At 71.9% G+C, this 15,902-nt stretch carries 15 protein-coding genes; 4 read left to right on the forward strand and 11 right to left on the reverse strand.

Features of this window, described 5'->3' with window-relative positions; genetic code table 11:
* Window positions 1-5: 5 nt before the first annotated feature.
* From JGU66_10085 to JGU66_10125, 9 genes are all read right to left on the reverse strand, one after another.
* The gene (locus JGU66_10085; GenBank protein ID MBJ6761111.1) at window positions 6-791 is read right to left on the reverse strand and encodes an EamA family transporter; all 786 of its coding nucleotides are present in this window, start codon (window positions 789-791) and stop codon (window positions 6-8) included.
* A gap of 191 nt (window positions 792-982) precedes the next feature.
* Complete coding sequence (locus tag JGU66_10090; GenBank protein MBJ6761112.1) at window positions 983-1,786, reverse strand: heme ABC transporter ATP-binding protein; 804 nt, start codon at window positions 1,784-1,786, stop codon at window positions 983-985.
* Window positions 1,783-2,871 carry an iron ABC transporter permease gene (locus tag JGU66_10095; GenBank protein ID MBJ6761113.1) on the reverse strand — a complete coding sequence of 363 codons (1,089 nt, stop codon included), beginning with the start codon at window positions 2,869-2,871 and terminating at the stop codon, window positions 1,783-1,785. Before JGU66_10095 ends, JGU66_10090 begins: the two co-directional genes overlap by 4 nt.
* On the reverse strand, window positions 2,868-3,734 hold the full coding sequence (locus tag JGU66_10100) for an ABC transporter substrate-binding protein (protein ID MBJ6761114.1): 867 nt from the start codon (window positions 3,732-3,734) through the stop codon (window positions 2,868-2,870). Before JGU66_10100 ends, JGU66_10095 begins: the two co-directional genes overlap by 4 nt.
* Window positions 3,731-4,819: a hemin-degrading factor gene (locus tag JGU66_10105; protein ID MBJ6761115.1), complete on the reverse strand. Its 1,089-nt coding sequence runs from the start codon at window positions 4,817-4,819 to the stop codon at window positions 3,731-3,733. The genes JGU66_10100 and JGU66_10105 overlap by 4 nt, the downstream gene beginning before the upstream one ends.
* Before the next feature lie 26 nt (window positions 4,820-4,845).
* On the reverse strand, window positions 4,846-6,408 hold the full coding sequence (locus JGU66_10110; GenBank protein ID MBJ6761116.1) for a hypothetical protein: 1,563 nt from the start codon (window positions 6,406-6,408) through the stop codon (window positions 4,846-4,848).
* Window positions 6,409-6,435: 27 nt separating this feature from the next.
* Complete coding sequence (locus tag JGU66_10115; GenBank protein MBJ6761117.1) at window positions 6,436-8,364, reverse strand: TonB-dependent receptor; 1,929 nt, start codon at window positions 8,362-8,364, stop codon at window positions 6,436-6,438.
* A 105-nt stretch (window positions 8,365-8,469) separates the two neighbouring features.
* Complete coding sequence (locus JGU66_10120; GenBank protein ID MBJ6761118.1) at window positions 8,470-8,631, reverse strand: hypothetical protein; 162 nt, start codon at window positions 8,629-8,631, stop codon at window positions 8,470-8,472.
* A 141-nt stretch (window positions 8,632-8,772) separates the two neighbouring features.
* Window positions 8,773-9,414: a hypothetical protein gene (locus JGU66_10125; GenBank protein ID MBJ6761119.1), complete on the reverse strand. Its 642-nt coding sequence runs from the start codon at window positions 9,412-9,414 to the stop codon at window positions 8,773-8,775.
* 56 nt (window positions 9,415-9,470) lie between these two features.
* On the opposite strand from JGU66_10125, the gene JGU66_10130 reads away from it, so the two are divergent.
* Window positions 9,471-10,313 (forward strand): LEA type 2 family protein, encoded by an 843-nt coding sequence (locus JGU66_10130; protein ID MBJ6761120.1) that lies wholly within the window; start codon window positions 9,471-9,473, stop codon window positions 10,311-10,313.
* A 13-nt stretch (window positions 10,314-10,326) separates the two neighbouring features.
* Entirely contained in the window at window positions 10,327-11,010 is a 684-nt protein-coding gene (locus tag JGU66_10135) for a leucyl/phenylalanyl-tRNA--protein transferase (protein ID MBJ6761121.1), read from the forward strand.
* 9 nt (window positions 11,011-11,019) lie between these two features.
* Here JGU66_10135 and JGU66_10140 read toward each other — a convergent pair whose 3' ends face one another.
* The gene (locus JGU66_10140; GenBank protein MBJ6761122.1) at window positions 11,020-12,015 is read right to left on the reverse strand and encodes a hypothetical protein; all 996 of its coding nucleotides are present in this window, start codon (window positions 12,013-12,015) and stop codon (window positions 11,020-11,022) included.
* Window positions 12,016-12,171: 156 nt separating this feature from the next.
* On the opposite strand from JGU66_10140, the gene JGU66_10145 reads away from it, so the two are divergent.
* Window positions 12,172-13,716: a hypothetical protein gene (locus tag JGU66_10145; protein ID MBJ6761123.1), complete on the forward strand. Its 1,545-nt coding sequence runs from the start codon at window positions 12,172-12,174 to the stop codon at window positions 13,714-13,716.
* 3 nt (window positions 13,717-13,719) lie between these two features.
* Here JGU66_10145 and JGU66_10150 read toward each other — a convergent pair whose 3' ends face one another.
* Complete coding sequence (locus JGU66_10150) at window positions 13,720-14,484, reverse strand: pilus assembly protein N-terminal domain-containing protein (GenBank protein MBJ6761124.1); 765 nt, start codon at window positions 14,482-14,484, stop codon at window positions 13,720-13,722.
* Between the two features lie 58 nt (window positions 14,485-14,542).
* Here JGU66_10150 and JGU66_10155 point away from each other — a divergent pair, with 58 nt between their 5' ends.
* A complete protein-coding gene (locus JGU66_10155; protein ID MBJ6761125.1) occupies window positions 14,543-15,901 on the forward strand; it encodes an HlyC/CorC family transporter in 1,359 nt (452 codons plus the stop codon).
* Window position 15,902 lies beyond the last annotated feature (1 nt).

A 15,902-nucleotide genomic window follows, 5' to 3' on the forward strand; every position in this document is an offset into this window, starting at 1 on the left:
TCGCCTCACCCGGGCCAGCCGAGCAGCACCGTGCCCACCGCGACGAGCCCCGCGCCGGCGAGCTGTCGGCGCCCGAGGCGCTCGCCCTGCAACGCCGCGAGCCCCAGCGCGAAGGCGATGGAGGTGTTGCGCAGGGTCATCACCGCGCCCGCCCCCGTGCGCGAGAGCGCAATCAGCATGAAGGCGAAGGACAGCGTGCACACGATGCCCGCGGCCACCACCCGCGCGGGGCTCGCCAGCGCTTCTTGACGGAAGACGCGCCAGCCCAGCCGGTGAACGCGCTCGCCCACCAACATGGGCAGCGCCACGCACATGGAGAGGCTGAAGAGGGCGGGAGGTTGGGTGCCCGCGCCCAGCGCCAGCTTGTAGGACAGGTGATAGCTGGCGATGCACACCGCGGCCACGGCCGCCCACGCCACGCCCGTGGCCACGGGGCCCGTGGGCCGCGCGAGCTGCATGAGCAACAGGCCCAGGCCGATGGTGACGGCGCCCGACACGGTCCACACCGAGACGGTCTCCCCCAGCCACAACACGGACACGGGCCACACCCACAACATGGCCCCACCGCGCGACACCGTGTACGCGATGCCCAGCGGCGCGTGACGCAGCGCCCGCGCAAGCGACGCGAGATAGACGGTCTCGAAGACGCCCGCGGCCAACGTCCACGCCACACCGCGCGAGGACGCGAACGCGGGACCGTGAAGCCCGAGCGCCCACACGCCGCCGCCCACGAGGGACACGGCGATGACGCTCACCACGCCCACCTCGGGATTCGGGTGACGCTTGAGCATCGCGTTCCACGCGGCATGGAAGAACGCGGACGACAGGACCAGCACCAGCGCAACGCTCTCCACTGCCACTCCTCGCGAGCCGATGCGCCTTTGTAGCCCGCGCGCGCCTCGGGTGCAGGCAATCCCGCGTCCTCCCCGGGCCGCTCGCCTTGGAGGACCGAGCGGCCCAGGGAAGACAGCGGGTGCCCCCGTCAGCGAGGGCGGACGGCGGCAGCAGCGGGCACGACGAGCGGCCCGGGAGCACCAGGGCGTTCGAGCACCTCGACCCGGACGCCGAAGGTCTCGGAGATGAGCGCGGGCTGGAGCACCTCCGCCGGCGTGCCCAGCGCGACGAGCCGCCCCCCAGCCAGGACCGCGAGCCGGTGCGCGTAACGCGCGGCGAGGTTCAAGTCATGGAGGATGGCCAGCACCGACCCACCCGACTGAGCGAAGCGCAGCGCTTCTTCCAACACGAGGTGCTGGTGCGCCAGGTCCAGGCTCGCCGTCGGCTCGTCGAGCAGCAGGTAGCACGGGCCTTGCGCGGGCGCGTCCCAGAGCTGGGCCAGCACGCGAGCCAACTGCACGCGCTGGCGCTCTCCTCCCGACAGCGTGAGGTACGAGCGCTCCGCGAGGTGACGTGTGCCCGTCGCATCCAACGTCGCCAGCGCCACGCGCGTGTCGTCCTCGCCCGTGCCGCCGCCGAGGTGCGGACTGCGGCCGAGCAGCACCACCTCGCGCGCCAGGAAGCCGAAGCCCAGCGAGGCCTCTTGGGGCAGCACCGCCAGCCTTCGCGCGCGCTCGCGCGGGAGCCATGACGACAAGGGGCGGCCCTCCATCCGCACCTCGCCCATGGACGTCGCCTGCTCTCCAGCCAGCACCGACAGCAGCGTGGACTTGCCCGCGCCATTGGGGCCCACCACGGCGACGAGCTCGCCAGGATGTAGCTCCAGTGACATGTGGCGCAGGGTGACGCGGGCGCCTCGGCGGACCTCCACATCGCGAGCAACGAGGCTCATGCGCGACCTCCGCCCCGCGCGAGCAGCACGATGAAGGCCGGAGCGCCCAGCGCCGACGTCAGCGCGCCAATGGGCAGCTCCAGCGGCGCCACCACCGTGCGAGCCACCACGTCCGCCCCCACGAGCAGCGCGGCGCCCATCAAGGCCGAGGCTCCGAGCAGTCGCCGATTGTCCGGCCCCAGCACGAGCCGCAAGAGCGACGGCACCACGAGCCCCACGAAGCCGATGGTGCCCGTGAACGCCACCGCCGCGCCCACGCCCAGCGCGGCCGCGAGGATGAGTCGGCGCTGAAGCCGCTCCACATCCACGCCCAGGTGACGTGCCTCGCGCTCGCCCAGCATCAGCAGGTTGAGGCGCGAGCCCTCGCTCAGGAGAAGGACGAGCGCGGCCCCGAGGGGAATCACCGCCACGCGCACCGCCTCCCACGACGCCCCGCCCAGACTGCCCAGGTTCCAGAAGGTGATGGAGCGAAGCTGCGCGTCCGTGGCCACGGAGATGAGCAACCCCACGCACGCGCTGGCGCCCGCGGAGATGGCCACGCCCGCGAGCAGCACACGCGGCCCCTCGGTGCGCCCACCCCGCAGGCCCAGGCGGTACGCGAGGACGGTGGCGATCAGCGCGCCCAGGAAGGCCGCCGCGGGGACCGACAACGCGCGCAGCGGCCCCAGGTGCGAGGCGAGGACCGCGTCCAGGAGGATGGCGGTCACCGCGCCCACCGACGCGCCCCCCGTCGTCCCCAGGAGCCCCGGGTCGACCAGCGGGTTGCGGAACAGCGCCTGGAGCGCGGCCCCGCTGAGCGCGAGGACCGCGCCCACCAACATCCCCAGCAGCGCGCGGGGCAGCCGGATGGAGAGCAGCACCGCCTCCTGCACCGGCTCCAAGCGGTGCGCCGTGTCCACGCCCAGCGCCGCCAACACCGAGCCCACCAGCGACGCGGGCGGCACGGGCACCGCCCCCACCGCGATGCCCAGGAGGAACACTCCGCCCAACAGCCCCCCGAGCACGGCCCACGAGAGGCCGGGCCCGAGGGAGCCTCGCGCGCGGTGCCCCCAGGACGGGGCCGGCGCCACGTCCGGAACGCTCATGGCGCGCGCCGCGCGGGAGCCGGGGCTTGCAGCCGCTCTCCCAACTGGTTCACCGCCGTGCCCAGGCGAGGCCCCAGCCCCATGAAGTGAACATCCTCCACCGTCACCACGCGCCAGTCCTTCACGAGCGACAGGCCCGGCACTCGCGCCAGCCCCTCGACCCCTCCGGCGAGCGGCAGCGAACCCTCGGGCAGCAGGATGAAGTCAGGCGCGGCCTCGACCACCGCCTCTTGTGTCAGCGGCCGAGTGCCCGTCCACGCGGCAACGGTGTTCACGCCGCCCGCCAGTTGGATGAGCTGATCCGCCGCCGTCCCACCACCCGCGACCATCCAGTTGCCAGCGCCGCGCGCATAGAGCGCCAACACGCGCGGACGCCGAGCCGCACTCTTGCTCCGAGTCGCGGCCTGCTCCAGCTCACGGTTCATCGAGGTGACGAGCGCCTCGCCCTGCTCGACGCGACCCAGCAGTCGAGCCACCTCGCGGATGCGCCGACGCGTCGCCTCCACGGTGGGCGTGTTGGGCACGATGACCACGTCCACGCCCGCTCCGCGCAACTGTTCCAGCACCGTGGGGGGACCGGCCTCCTCGGTGGCCACCACCCGAGTCGGACGCAGCGACAGCAGCCCCTCGGCCGACAGCGCGCGCTGATAGCCCACGCGCCGCGCGCCCGCCACCCCAGGCACCGCCATGCTCATGTCATCCACACCCACGAGCCGCGCGCCTTGCCCCAACGCGATGACCGTCTCCGTGATGGCGGGACCCACCGACACCCAGCGAGGCTCGGCGGGCTCAGCGGCCAGCGCCACCGGAGCCATCGCGACGAGGCACAGCGCCAGCCAGCGCCCCACCGTCGCGCGGCTCATGACACACCTCCCGCGACGGGCTGCGTCCGCGCCAACTCCTCCGCGAGCGCGCGCCACGATGCATCCTCGGGGATGCCCGGCTTTCGCGCGCCGAAGAGCAGCGCGATGTTCTCGCCGTCGGCGTCGAACAACTCCACGGACGTCACCACGCCGTCGCGCGTGGGCTTGCGCACCACCCAGGCGCTGTGGATGTGGTCCGCGCGCACGTGCAGGTTGAAGCCCGGGTCCATGACGTTCATCCACGGCCCGAGCGGCCGCACCGTGTTCACCGGCCCCGTGTGAATCTGGATGGCGCCCGGGTTGCCCACGAACACCATGATGGACTGCCCCGACGCCGCGGCCCGCGTCAGCGTCCAGCCGAGCGCCTCCGTGCTCACGGGCTGCGCCAGCTCAGGCCCCGCCAGCCGCAGTGCCTGCACTCGGCCCGCCTTGAAACGCTGGAGCATGCCGAAGAACTCGTGCGTGTCCTGGAGCGCTCGCCACGCGGCGCGCATCCCCTCCGCGTCCACCTCCGCGTCGGGCCGAGGCGCGGGAGCCACCTTCCGAGGCTCCACGGGCGGCAGCGTGTAGCCCGAGCCCGCGGCCAGCTCCGCCACGAGCGACTCGAAGGCGCCCACGTCGCTGCCCTCCTGGAGGTGCACCTTGTGCACGGCCGTCCCGGCGGCGTCGAAGAACTGGAGGCTCCGCTTCACCGTGCCCGCGGCGCTCTCCCGCACCGCGAAGGCGAAGCGCCAGTGGGACAGGAACAGGCGCAGGTCGATGTCCGGGTCCAACACCAGCGCGCGCGCGCCGCTCAGCTCCACGTTGCGGTAGACGCCGCGCTTCTCATGCACGGCGTGCTCATTGCGCGTGAGCGCCATGACGGGCCCCAGCGACTCGAGGCGCGGCAGAATCACATCCAGGCGCGGCTGGAGGACGATGACGTCCTCGCCGATGCCGGTGGCGATGAGCTCGGCCTCGCTGACGCCCAGGTGCTCGGCGGCGTCGCGCACGCGCACGCGGGGCTGCTCGTCTCGCAGCGCGCGCCAGCGCAGACGCAACTGGACAGGGTCTCGGTGCTCTCCCGAAAGGGAAACGGACTGCATGGTGTCACCTCGTCGAAAAGAGGGAATCAGAAGTGGGTCGCGCCGGGACCGGTCCACGCATACTCGAGCGTGAACGCGCCGGACGCGTAGGTGAGGAAGCGCAGCTTCGCGAAGCCGCCATCGATGGTGCGCACCACGAACACCTGGGACTTGGGCGTCACCACGTGCGTGTTCACGTCGTAGTCGTACCAGGCGCCCAGCACGGCGTTGCCCGAGGCCTCGCCACTGCCCGGCGGGCCCGCCACGGGCCTCATCGCGTCCTGCACATAGGGACCCGTCGGAGCCTCGGTCACTTCGCCCAGCGAGGTGAACTCGGTGACGACCGCGCCCGCGGTGCCCGTGCCGCTCGTCCCGCTGTTGGTTCGCACCCACGTGCGGCTGAAGGAGATGTCCCAGTTCGAGCCGGGCGCATCCGCCGCCAGCGCGGCCACCGTCCCGAGCCCGAAGCGAACACCCACCACCTTCTGCGCATCCGAGGCGTCCACCGTGAGCTTCGTCACCCCCACGTCGACAGGCACCGCCGCGAGCTGCACGGTGTAGCGGCCCGCGGCATACGCGGTGATGCGCAGCCGCGCGTAGCCACCCGACGCCGTGCGCACGAGGAACACACGCGCCTTGGGCGACACCACGTGCGTGTTCACGTCGTAGTCGTACCAATCGCCCAGCACCGCGTTGCCCGGAGCCGTGTCACCCGTGGGCCCCGGCGACGTCAGCACCACGTCCTGCGCGTAGCCCACGCTGGGCGCACGCTGCACCGCCGCGACATCCGTCGAGTCCGCCACGCGCGCGCCACCCAACCCCGGGCCGCTGGCGCCACCATTGGTGCGCCACTGCGTGCGCCGCACCGCGATGTCCCAGTCGCGCGAGGTAGAGGAATCCGCCACCTGCACCACGCCGCGCCCCACCTGGAGATAGACCCACGCATCGGACGCGGAGGCATCGACCTGCAGCTCGCCGTTGCCCGGGGCCTGCACCTTGCCCCAGCGAAGCTGGAGCATGGCCGGCGTGCCCGCGGCGTCGTAGTACGTGAGCATCCGCACCTTGAACCAGGTGCCCTCATCCGAGCGCACGACGTACACGCGGTCGCGCGGGGACAGCTTGTGCGTCACCGCGTCGTAGCTGTACCAGGCATCGCCCACCTCGAAGGCGGTGTCCGGGTCGGTCCCCACGTCATCGCCGTCCGCGGCATCCGTGGCGTAGCCCGCCGTGGGCGCCTGAGACAGTTGCGCGAAGTCCGCGCCCGAGAGCGTGGCCACCTCCACCCCACCCTTCCCGTTCACGCCACCGCGCGCGCGGATGTGGAAGCGCTGGAAGGCCAGGTCCCACTTCGCGTCCTGCGTCGCATCCACCTGCCGGCCCGTGTCCAGGTCCAACGCCACCCAGACGTCCTTGCTCGTCGCATCGACGGTGGTGGTGAACGTGCCGTCGCCGTTGTTGGCGTGGTGCATGTTCGCGTCACCGCCGTCTTCGGTGGGCGTCTCGGGAGGGTCTCCCGGCTTGGGCTGAAGGTCGTCGTTGCAACCCGCGAGCAGACACAGCGGAAGGACAAGTCGGCGCAGCAAGGCGAGACCGGAGGACGGTCGGTACATGCGGTTCTCCTGAGGAAAGACAGACGGTCAGTGGCGGATGACGAGTCCGGCGCGGAACGAGCGCGGCGCGAGCGGCAGGTCGTTGGGGTTGCCCGCGCCCGTGAGGTTGGTGCCCTCGACGAAAACCTGGAGTCCCGCGGGGAGCTGGCGCGCCACGCGGGCATCCAGCGTCACGTAGGGAGAGGCCTCGTACGGGTCCGCGACGCCGTCTCCATCCGAGTCCGGAGCAAAGGGCCGCGCGCCAATCCAGGCGCCGCGCACCCACGTCTCCAGGCCCCAAGGACGGGAGCGCCACGTGGCCTGCGCGGTGACGCGGTGGCGCGCCTGTCCCTCCAGCGGCAACCCCGAGTCCTGGTCCTGCCCATCGGTGAGCGAGTAGGTGGCCTCCAACAAGAGGCCCCCGGGCAGGCGCTGCCGCGCGCCCAGCTCGCCGCCGCGCACCTTCGAGCGCGCCACGTTGACGTAGACGAAGTGCTGTCCCTCCGCGTCTTGCTGGAGCGACACGCCGATGCGGTCGCGCAGCGCATGCTGATAGACGCTGACCCACAGGAGTGAAGCGGGAGTCGGCCGCACCTCCACGCCCAGGCTCGCGCTGCGCGAGCGCTCGGGCCGCAGGTCCGGATTGCCGTTCACCGTGTATCCGACGGTGGGGTTCTCGAAGTCGAGCAGCAGCTCCTGGAAGCTGGGCGCGCGCAATCCCCAGCCGTAGCTGGCACGCACCGTGAGCCACTCCAGCGGATCCACGCGCACCGCGAGCCGAGGCGTGACCGCCGCGCCGAACTGCGTGTCCGCGTCCAGTCGAGCCCCGGGAACTAGAACCAAGCGCGGCGCCGACGCCACCGACCAACTGTCCTGCACGTACAGCGCGCCCCGGCCCCGCTCACCGCGCCCACCTTCCAGCCGGTCCGACGCGAGCCGCTCGCCGAGCAACTCCAGGCCCGCCACCAGCGCATGGGACTCTCCCAGTCGCGCGTCGAGCTGCGTGCCCAGTCGCCCCTGCTGCTCGCGCGTGTCCTCCACGCTGTCCAGCGCGGAGGCCTGTCGCTGATCTCTCAGCGCGCGCCGCGCGAACCACGCCACGTGCCCTTCGGTGCGGAGCGTGGTGGACTCGCCCAGTCGCCACGAGGGCGCCACGCGCGCGTTGAGTTCCTCGTCGCGGCTCGCCCGGTCGAAGACCGCGCCGGCCGTGCCCAGGTCCACCCCGCGCTGGATGCGACGCGAGATGGACACCGTGCTCGCCAGGTCCATGGCGCCCTGTCCGCGCAGGTCTCCGCGCGCCGAGAGCTGGAAGCCCTCCACGCTGCTGCCCGTCGTGCCCACGTCGCTGGGGTCCAGGTCATACGCGTTCCGGCGCTGCACGCCGCCGCTCACGCGCAGGCCCCACGTCTCGCCGCGCGCCTCGCCCGTGCCGTCCAACTCCAGACGCTGGAGGCTGCCGTACGACAGGCGCAGGTCCCCACCGAGCGGGCGCTGCGCGCGACGGGTGATGAGGTTCACCACGCCCGCGACGGCGTCACTCCCATAGAGCGCCGACGACGGCCCCTTGACGATCTCCACCTGCTCGATGTCCTCGAGCGACAGCCGCGACAAGTCCACGCTGCCCGCGACGCGGCCGGTGACGCGCTCGCCGTCCACCAGCACGAGCGCGTACTCGGGGCCCAGGCCCTGGATGCGCAGCGATGCGCCGGAGAAGGTGTTGTCCACCTCCAGCCCTGGATGGGCGGCGAGCAGCGACGCGACATCGCGCTTCCCGCTCGCCTCGATGTCGCTCCGGGTGATGACCTCCGTGGCCACGGGCGCGTCGACCAGCCGCTCCGGGCTGCGCGACGCGGTGATGACGGTGCGCGCGACGGGCACGTCCTCCACGCCCGCATCGGGGCTCGAGGGCAGCTCCTCGCCCATCACCAGGCCGGGCACCGCCCAGGCCACGACGAACACCACCCCACGCCAGGACATGCCGCGTCCTCCGGCTCACGGCCGGCTGGCCCTCCTCAGGGGAGGACCCATTGGGCGCTGGGCTCTCGGGCCTCGGGCCTCAGTCAATCCAACTCACGTCGTGCGCTATCCCCGAGCCGAGGGCACCGGGGACGGCGACGACTCCAACGGAACCACCTGGGTCCGATGACAGCGACGGCACTTCAGCTCCACGCCACCGGGGACCAGCCGGGCCAGCAGGCTGCCGCACATGCACCGCAGCTCCCCTTCCGCGCACCCATCCTTCATGCACCGCTCCCGGCTCGAAACGCCAAACACGATATTGATACTCATTATCAATGTCAAATGACCCACCGGACGATGCGGACACACGGAGAGCGGACGCGTGAGGGCGTCACGTCCCGCGCAAGTCCGGCCTCGGGTGAGGGGTCAGTGAAGCTTGGGGCGGGCACCGGCCTCGCGGGACGCGCGGGGCTTGCGCGTGACCATGCGGGCGATGCCGAAGTAGAGCTGTTCTTCGGTGTACACCTTGCGCACCCGGCGGCTGCGCGCGCCTGGGTGGTAGGCGGGACCGGGGCGCTCCAACCACTGGAAGATGCGCACCTCGCCGGTGTGCGCCAGCTCGGACAGCAGCTCCACGGGGCACAGCTTCAGGTAGCGACGGACGAGCGGGCGCAGCTTGCGCGAGAACTCGGCGCCGAGCACCGCGTGGCGGCGGCCCGCGTGCAGCGTGCCGTCGAAGCGGCGCGACATGTGGAACAGCTCGTGGATGACCGTCTCCACGCGCGCCTGGGCCGTGGAGCCTCGGAAGAAGAGGGGCCGCAGCGTGATGCAGTACAGCATCCGCCGGCCACGGATGCGCACCACGGGCTTGCGGCGTCCGGCGCGGTCCGCGGCCCGGCCGCCTCGGAAGCACAGGGGCTTCACGGTGCCACGCGACGCTCGCCTCGCTTCTCCGGCCACCACGAGAATGCGGCTGGCCTTCACGTGGCTGAACTCCGGCATGCGCGCCGCGATGTCGCGGATGAGGGCGCGGACCGTCTTGTTGAAGTTGGGGCGGCGGGGGGCCACGAGTGGTGGACAGTCTAGCGGAAAAACCCTTGGGGTCAGCCTTGGCGATACCCACAATGTCCACCGTGATGCGCTCGACCTGCCAGATGGCTCTCATGGCGGTGCTCCTCGCGGGGGTCGCCGGGTGTGCCTCGGCGCCCGTGCGGCCCGCCGGTCCCTCCGTCTTGACCGACCCGAGCACCTCCGTGGTGGCCCAGGGCCTCACGGAGACCACCCTGCGCTTCAACGGGCGGCTCACGAGCCCCGGCGCCGCCGTCCTGGACCGGGCCGAGTACGAGTTCGTGTCCGACGGGCAGGTGGTGAAGGCGGGCACCCAGTCACTGGGGCTCGCGCTGGCCCCGGGCACCCCCACGGAACTCGCGTTCCAGGAGGTGGCGCCCTACGCCCGCTCCGCCGAGGAGCTGGCGCGACTGGGCGACACGGGGGGCACGGTGCTCGTGGCCCTGCGGGGCACCTTGGTGGTGCGCGCGGGCGCGACCGAAGAGCGCCTCCCCTTCGCCGCGAGCCGCACGGTGCGCGTGCCCCGCCCGCCCGTGGTCGTGCTGGAGGGACTGGAGGGCGCGCGGTACTCCGCCGAGGAGGTGCAGCTCAACCTCCGGCTGGGCGTGCGCAACCCCAACCCGTTCCCCCTGCGCCTGGAGCGCCTGACGTACCAGGTGGGCATCGCGGGGAAGCTGCTGGAGGAGGGCACCGCCACGCAGGCGGACACCGTCGCGCCAGCGTCCACGGGCGTCTATCCGGTGGAGATCTCCGTGACGCGCGCCACCTGGGGCCCCGAGGTGCGAGCGCTCATCTCCAAGGGAGCGCTGCCCTGGACGGTGAAGGGCGAGCTGACGGGCCCCACGCTCAAGGTGCCGTACACGCTCGGCGGGGACGTGAAGCTCAACGTGTCCCGGTAGGATGCGGCGCACGGTGCCTCTCTACCTGCTGAGCGACGAACATCCGGAACTCTTCCCTCCCCCCGCGCGCGCGGACAAGTCAGGCCTGCTGGCGGTAGGCGGTGACCTGCGCCCCGAGCGGCTCCTCGCCGCGTACTCGCAGGGCATCTTCCCCTGGTACAGCGAGGGCGACCCCATCCTGTGGCACTCGCCCAACCCGCGCTTCCTGCTGGAGCCGGCGAAGCTGCACGTGGGTCGCTCGCTGCGCAAGGCGATGAACAAGCGCCCCTACGAGGTGCGCTACGACACGGCCTTCGAGCGCGTCATCGCCGCGTGCGCGCGCGTGCCTCGGCCCGGCCAGGACGGCACGTGGATCACCGACGACATGCAGCGCGCCTACGTCGCGCTGCACACGCTGGGCTTCGCGCACTCGGTGGAGGCGTGGGAGGGAGACACGCTGGTGGGCGGCCTGTACGGCGTGTCCCTGGGCGCGGCGTTCTTCGGCGAGAGCATGTTCGCGCTGGCGCCGGACGCCTCGAAGGTGGCCTTCGTCACCGCGGTGGAGCGCTACCGCGAGTGGGGCTTCCACTTCGTGGACTGCCAGGTGGAGACCGAGCACACCGCGCGCTTTGGGGCGGAGCACTGGCCCCGCCCTCGCTTCCTCGCCGCGCTGGGCCGCGCGCTGAAGGAGCCCACCCGTCGGGGCTCCTGGAGCTGAAGGCGCGCGCTACGGCTGCTTGCACGGAGACAGCGTGCGGCGGCTGTGCAGGCGCTCGTCCTCGGTGAGGCTTCCATACCGCACGGCCTTGGGCGCCGACTTGAGGCGCGCCGGGTCATACACGTACAGCGTGCCCTCCTTGCGGCTCAGCAGGTAGCGCAGGCCCGCCGCGTCGTGGAAGCCGCCGTAGAGGATGCCCCCGGGACGCAGCTCCTCCATGCTGGTGAGGTCCGGCCGCCGCAAGAGGAGCAGCGACGTGTCCTCCACCTGCCAGCCGCACGGGTCCCGGCCGTTGCGCTCCATCCACGACACCGTGAGGTCATAGGCGCCGGTGCCCTCCTCGAAGGTGGCGCCGAAGTGCTCCCACAATCGCGCGCAGTTTGGAGGCGCGCATTCGTGGTCGGGCACGCGGTCCGCCATGTCTCCGGGGAGCGGGTCTCCGTCCTTGCCCGTCTCCGTCCGGTTCGGGCGGCGCAGCTTGCAGCCCGTGGGCGCGTCCTTCTGGCGCAGCGCCACGGGCGTGCCGGACAGACGGCCGGGAGGCAGCAGGTCGCAGTCCACCTGCACCTCGGCCATGAGGTACGTCTGCCGGTCTTCGTCGGTGCCCATGCGCACGGCCCACCACGTGGTGGGCAGCGCGCGACACGGGGCCGCGTCCGACTTGCCGAACACCCAGAGCGGCACCTTCGGATCCGCCGCGCCCATCCGGCGCGCCTGGTCCTCGGGGACGGGCTTCACACCGGAGCGCGAGCGCTCGGCGCGCTGGAACCATCGGTCCTTGGCCTCGGGGATGACGGCTTGATGCGCCAGCCAACCCGAGCGCGGCAGTCCCGCGACGGACATCGCGGTGAAGGGGACCACGTCTGGCTTCGCGGGGCAGCCTCGGTCCATCTCGGGCGGAGGAATCACCACCGCCTCGCCATCATCCTGGGCGAACGCCGTCGCGCCTCCCACGAGCCACAGCACCCACGCGGCCAGCCCGGCGCGCTTCATCGCAGCCTTCATCGTCGTGCGACCTCCCCGCCCCGTCATACCGCACCGGCGCGCGAGGGCGCAGCGCCCAACCTCACCCCACCTCCCGCGACAAGGTCGAGAGTCCACCGCACCGCGTCCGGTAGCATGACGCGCCCACAGCTCTGCACCTTCGGGGGAATCGCCGTCATGCGCCACGCGTCGCCGCTGCTTCTCGCGCTGTTCCTGTCACTGCCTGCCTGCAAGGAAGAGCCGGTGCCGCAAGCCCCCACCCCGGTCCTCGTCGAGGACGGGGACTGGAACGACACGGGCGCCTTCGCGCCATGCCTCGTGGTGACGCGGGCCCCGTGCGGTGCGCGCAACAACTTCGAGTCCGGTGCGTGCGACCCCGCGAGCCTCGCCGCGTTCGACACCGAGTCCGCGTACACGATGCACGTGCGCGTCACCCGCCCCGCCTACGCGGAAGCGCTCGGCTTCATACCCCAGGCGATGCTGCCGTCGGCCTCGGACGCCGGCACCGCGGGGGGCTACCCGCTGACGGAGCGCGAGGTCACCCCGAGCAGCTTCTTCCTCACGTCCCAACACGAAGACCTCCAGGGCCGCGTCATCCGCCGCACATACCTGGGCTGTCGTCAGCCCACGCCGGGGCACCTGCAGGGCTGCTACGTCGAATGCACCAACGACACCGTGGCCGCGCACGGCACCTTCGATGCCTGGAAGTTCACCCCCGCCGCGAACGAGCCCGTCGCCTCGGGACTGGAGCAGGTCTCCGAGACGCGCATGGACCTGGGCACGCCCGCGGACGTCTACGTCACGCACGGCCACGCCTATGTGGTGTCGCTGCGCGGCGGCCTGTACGTCTACGACGTGCGGGACCCCGCCCACCCGGTGCTCACCGCGCACGTGTTCCGCGAGACGGACAACTACTGGAACGGCGTCTGGGCCAAGGACAACGCGCTGTACGTCGCGAGCGCCGCGCGAGGCGTGCTCGTCTTCGACCTCCAGGACCCGGCGCATCCGGTGCTCGCGGGCGCGGCCCCCACGCAGTCCATCAACGTGCACACGTTGTACATCACCGAGAACCTGCTGCTGGCCGCGTCGTCGGATCCCGACGGCGTGGTGCTCGTGTTCGACATCACCCAGCCGCTGCGCCCCGTGCTGCTGTCCCAGTTCCAGGCGAACGGCTTCAATCCCTCACGCTCCTATGGTCCGCACGACATGTTCGCCTTCGAGCGGCGCCTGTACGTGAACTACTGGGGCGCGGGCTACGTGGTGGCCTCGCTGGAGGACCCCACCGCACCGGTGGAGCTGGGCCGCTTCCGCTACGAACACTCCACCAGCCACGCCAACGCGGTGGGCCGCATCCAGGGCCGGCTCATCGGCTTCGAGGGCGGCGAGGACTGGGGCGCGCACCTGCGCGTGCTGGACCTCACGGACCCGGCCGCCCCGCGCCGTATCGGAGAGCACCAGCGCTCCGGCCATGTCTCCATCCACAACATGGTGCTGGTGGGCACCCGGCTCTACGTCGCGTGGTACCACGAGGGCGTGCGCGTGCTGGACGTCGCCGAGCCCGAGCACCCGCGCGAGGTGGCGTGGTTCAACACGTTCCGCGCGACCGACCCAGAGCGCGGCGTCAGCTTCTACGAGGGCACCATCGGCATTCGCGTGCCAGGGGATGGCTACGTCTACGCGGTGGACACGTCGCGCGGCCTGCTCGTGCTGCGCGAGCAGTGAGCTTCAGCGCGTCGGCTTGCGCTTGGGCAGTGGGGCAACAGGCGGCGGGCTCGCGGGCGGCGTGACGGTCCCCGCGTCCGGAGCGGGGGCGGCCGGAGCAGGCGCCTCCACCTCCACGCGGTCCTCCAGCGGCACGCGGCCCACGGCTCGGCGGAACAGCTCCCAGAGGGCCTTGTGGTGGGCCTCGGCGCTGGCCTTGCCCGACATCACCAGCCCCGCGCCGCTGTAGCGCACCGTCACGCCCGGCGGCAGGGCCGCGCTGAACGCGGCGAGCTGCTCCTGGAGCATGGCCACCTCGAACGTCAACTCCAACTCGCGCGCCACATACGCGTCCGTCCGGAACAGCTCCGAGAGCGCCGCGCGACATGCGGCATCCTTCACCGTCACGGAGAGGGAGCGCTCCGGCGTCGCCACTTCCTTCAGGTCTGGACACGCCTTGGTCGCGGCGGCGCGGCGGGACGCCACGTCCTCGGGAGCCTGCGGCCCCACGGTGATGCGCCACACCGCGAAGCGCCCCTCGGCGTACAGGAGGGCGAGCGTGCGCCCCGGCTTCTTCCCGGTGAGCAGCAGCTCGCCGCTGCCCGCGAAGGCCTCCACGCTGACCACGGACGGGTCCTCGACTTCCACCCAGTCCACCGCGGTCAGCTTCTGGAAGCGCTCCTGGCCGGGCTCCACTGAGACGCGCTGGTCCACCGGCCAGGCCAGGGCCAGGGCAGGCAGCAGGAGCGACAGCAGCCCTCCAACGATGGACATCCCACGTGCAAGCATCGCGCCTCCCGCCTGGGTGGTGGTGCGACCCTCTAGCACGGGTTAAGAACATCGCTCTATGCCAACCTGGACCCTCTGGGTCGCCTGCCTGGCCCTCAGCTACCTGCGGGCCCTGGTCGCCGCCGCGGAGTCCGCGCTGTACGGCACCTCGGACCTCAGCGCTCAGGAACTCGCCAAGACTCACGGCCGCGCGGGCCGCCGCGTGCTGCGCCACAAGACGGAGCGCGAGGCCACCGCCACCGCGCTGCGCCTGGGCACCCTCCTCAGCGGCTTCCTGGCCGCCGCCATCGGCGCGTTCGTCCCGCCGCGCATGCTCGACTTCAGCCGCTTTGGCGAGGCGGCCTGGGTGCCGCTCGCCACGGTGTGCGCGGGCGCCCTCTTCGTGGGCGTGCTCGCCAGCCTCATGGAAGTCACCATGCGCGGCCTGGCCAACGGCAACCCCGAGCGCTGGGCGCTGCGGCTGTCATGGTTGGTGTCGGGGCTGGTGACGGTGCTGTACCCGCCCATGCGCCTGACGCTGCGGCTGCTCAACCTGGGCGCGCGCACCTTCGGCCGCACGCTGCGCTTCGAGGCCCCGCCCCCGCCGCTGGAGGAGCTGGAGAAGCTCTTGGCCGCGCAGGCCGCCAAGAACGAGGTGGACAAGAGCGCCCCGCAGCTCATCCGCTCCATCTTCGAGCTGTCCGACAAGCGCTGCCGCGACGTGATGGTGTCCCGCACGGAGGTGGTGACGGTGGACATCACCACCACGCCCGACGAGGTGCTGCGCCTGCTGGCCGAGGAGAACCACTCGCGCATCCCCGTGTTCCGCGATGACGTGGACCACATCGTCGGCGTGCTGCACGCGCGCGACCTGATTCCCCTGCTGCTGCACCCGGAGCTCATCGTCCTGCAGGACATCATCCGGCCCGCGCACTTCGTGCCGTGGATGAAGCCCATTGGCGACCTGCTGCGCGACATGCAGAAGCGCAAGATTCACATGGCCGTCGTGGTGGACGAGTACGGCGGCTTCATGGGCGTGGTGACGCTGGAGGACATCCTGCGCGAAATCGTCGGCGACATCGGCGACGAGTTCGAGGTCGAGGAGAAGCAGGTGGAGAAGCTGGCCGACGGCAGCTTCCTGGTGGACGCCGGCATGGAGACGGACCGCTTCACCCAGGCCTTCGGCTTCCCCCTGCCCGAGGGCGACTTCGACACGCTGGGCGGCTACCTGTCCTCGCTGGCCGGGCACCTGCCGGACGTGGGCGAGCGCTTCACGTACAACGGCTGGCAGTTCGTGGTGTCCGCCAAGGAGGGCGCGCGCATCGACCGCGTCCGCCTGAGCCGCCTCAAGGCCCCGCCTCCCGCCAAGGAGGCCCCGCCCGCGAAGGAGAACACGCCCCGCCCCCCCGAGCCGCCCACGGCCCAGCTCAAGAGCTGAC

The sequence above is a fragment of the Myxococcaceae bacterium JPH2 genome (genome assembly GCA_016458225.1).
Lineage (GTDB): Bacteria > Myxococcota > Myxococcia > Myxococcales > Myxococcaceae > Citreicoccus.

Excerpts from the sequence above, each read along its gene's own strand:
- JGU66_10085 (MBJ6761111.1), bottom strand. The coding sequence starts at position 791 with ATGCTCAAGCGTCACCCGAATCCCGAGGTGGGCGTGGTGAGCGTCATC.
- JGU66_10090 (MBJ6761112.1), bottom strand. The coding sequence starts at position 1,786 with ATGAGCCTCGTTGCTCGCGATGTGGAGGTCCGCCGAGGCGCCCGCGTC.
- JGU66_10095 (MBJ6761113.1), bottom strand. The coding sequence starts at position 2,871 with ATGAGCGTTCCGGACGTGGCGCCGGCCCCGTCCTGGGGGCACCGCGCG.
- JGU66_10100 (MBJ6761114.1), bottom strand. The coding sequence starts at position 3,734 with ATGAGCCGCGCGACGGTGGGGCGCTGGCTGGCGCTGTGCCTCGTCGCG.
- JGU66_10105 (MBJ6761115.1), bottom strand. The coding sequence starts at position 4,819 with ATGCAGTCCGTTTCCCTTTCGGGAGAGCACCGAGACCCTGTCCAGTTG.
- JGU66_10110 (MBJ6761116.1), bottom strand. The coding sequence starts at position 6,408 with ATGTACCGACCGTCCTCCGGTCTCGCCTTGCTGCGCCGACTTGTCCTT.
- JGU66_10115 (MBJ6761117.1), bottom strand. The coding sequence starts at position 8,364 with ATGTCCTGGCGTGGGGTGGTGTTCGTCGTGGCCTGGGCGGTGCCCGGC.
- JGU66_10120 (MBJ6761118.1), bottom strand. The coding sequence starts at position 8,631 with ATGAAGGATGGGTGCGCGGAAGGGGAGCTGCGGTGCATGTGCGGCAGC.
- JGU66_10130 (MBJ6761120.1), top strand. The coding sequence starts at position 9,471 with ATGTCCACCGTGATGCGCTCGACCTGCCAGATGGCTCTCATGGCGGTG.
- JGU66_10140 (MBJ6761122.1), bottom strand. The coding sequence starts at position 12,015 with ATGAAGGCTGCGATGAAGCGCGCCGGGCTGGCCGCGTGGGTGCTGTGG.
- JGU66_10145 (MBJ6761123.1), top strand. The coding sequence starts at position 12,172 with ATGCGCCACGCGTCGCCGCTGCTTCTCGCGCTGTTCCTGTCACTGCCT.
- JGU66_10150 (MBJ6761124.1), bottom strand. The coding sequence starts at position 14,484 with ATGCTTGCACGTGGGATGTCCATCGTTGGAGGGCTGCTGTCGCTCCTG.
- JGU66_10155 (MBJ6761125.1), top strand. The coding sequence starts at position 14,543 with ATGCCAACCTGGACCCTCTGGGTCGCCTGCCTGGCCCTCAGCTACCTG.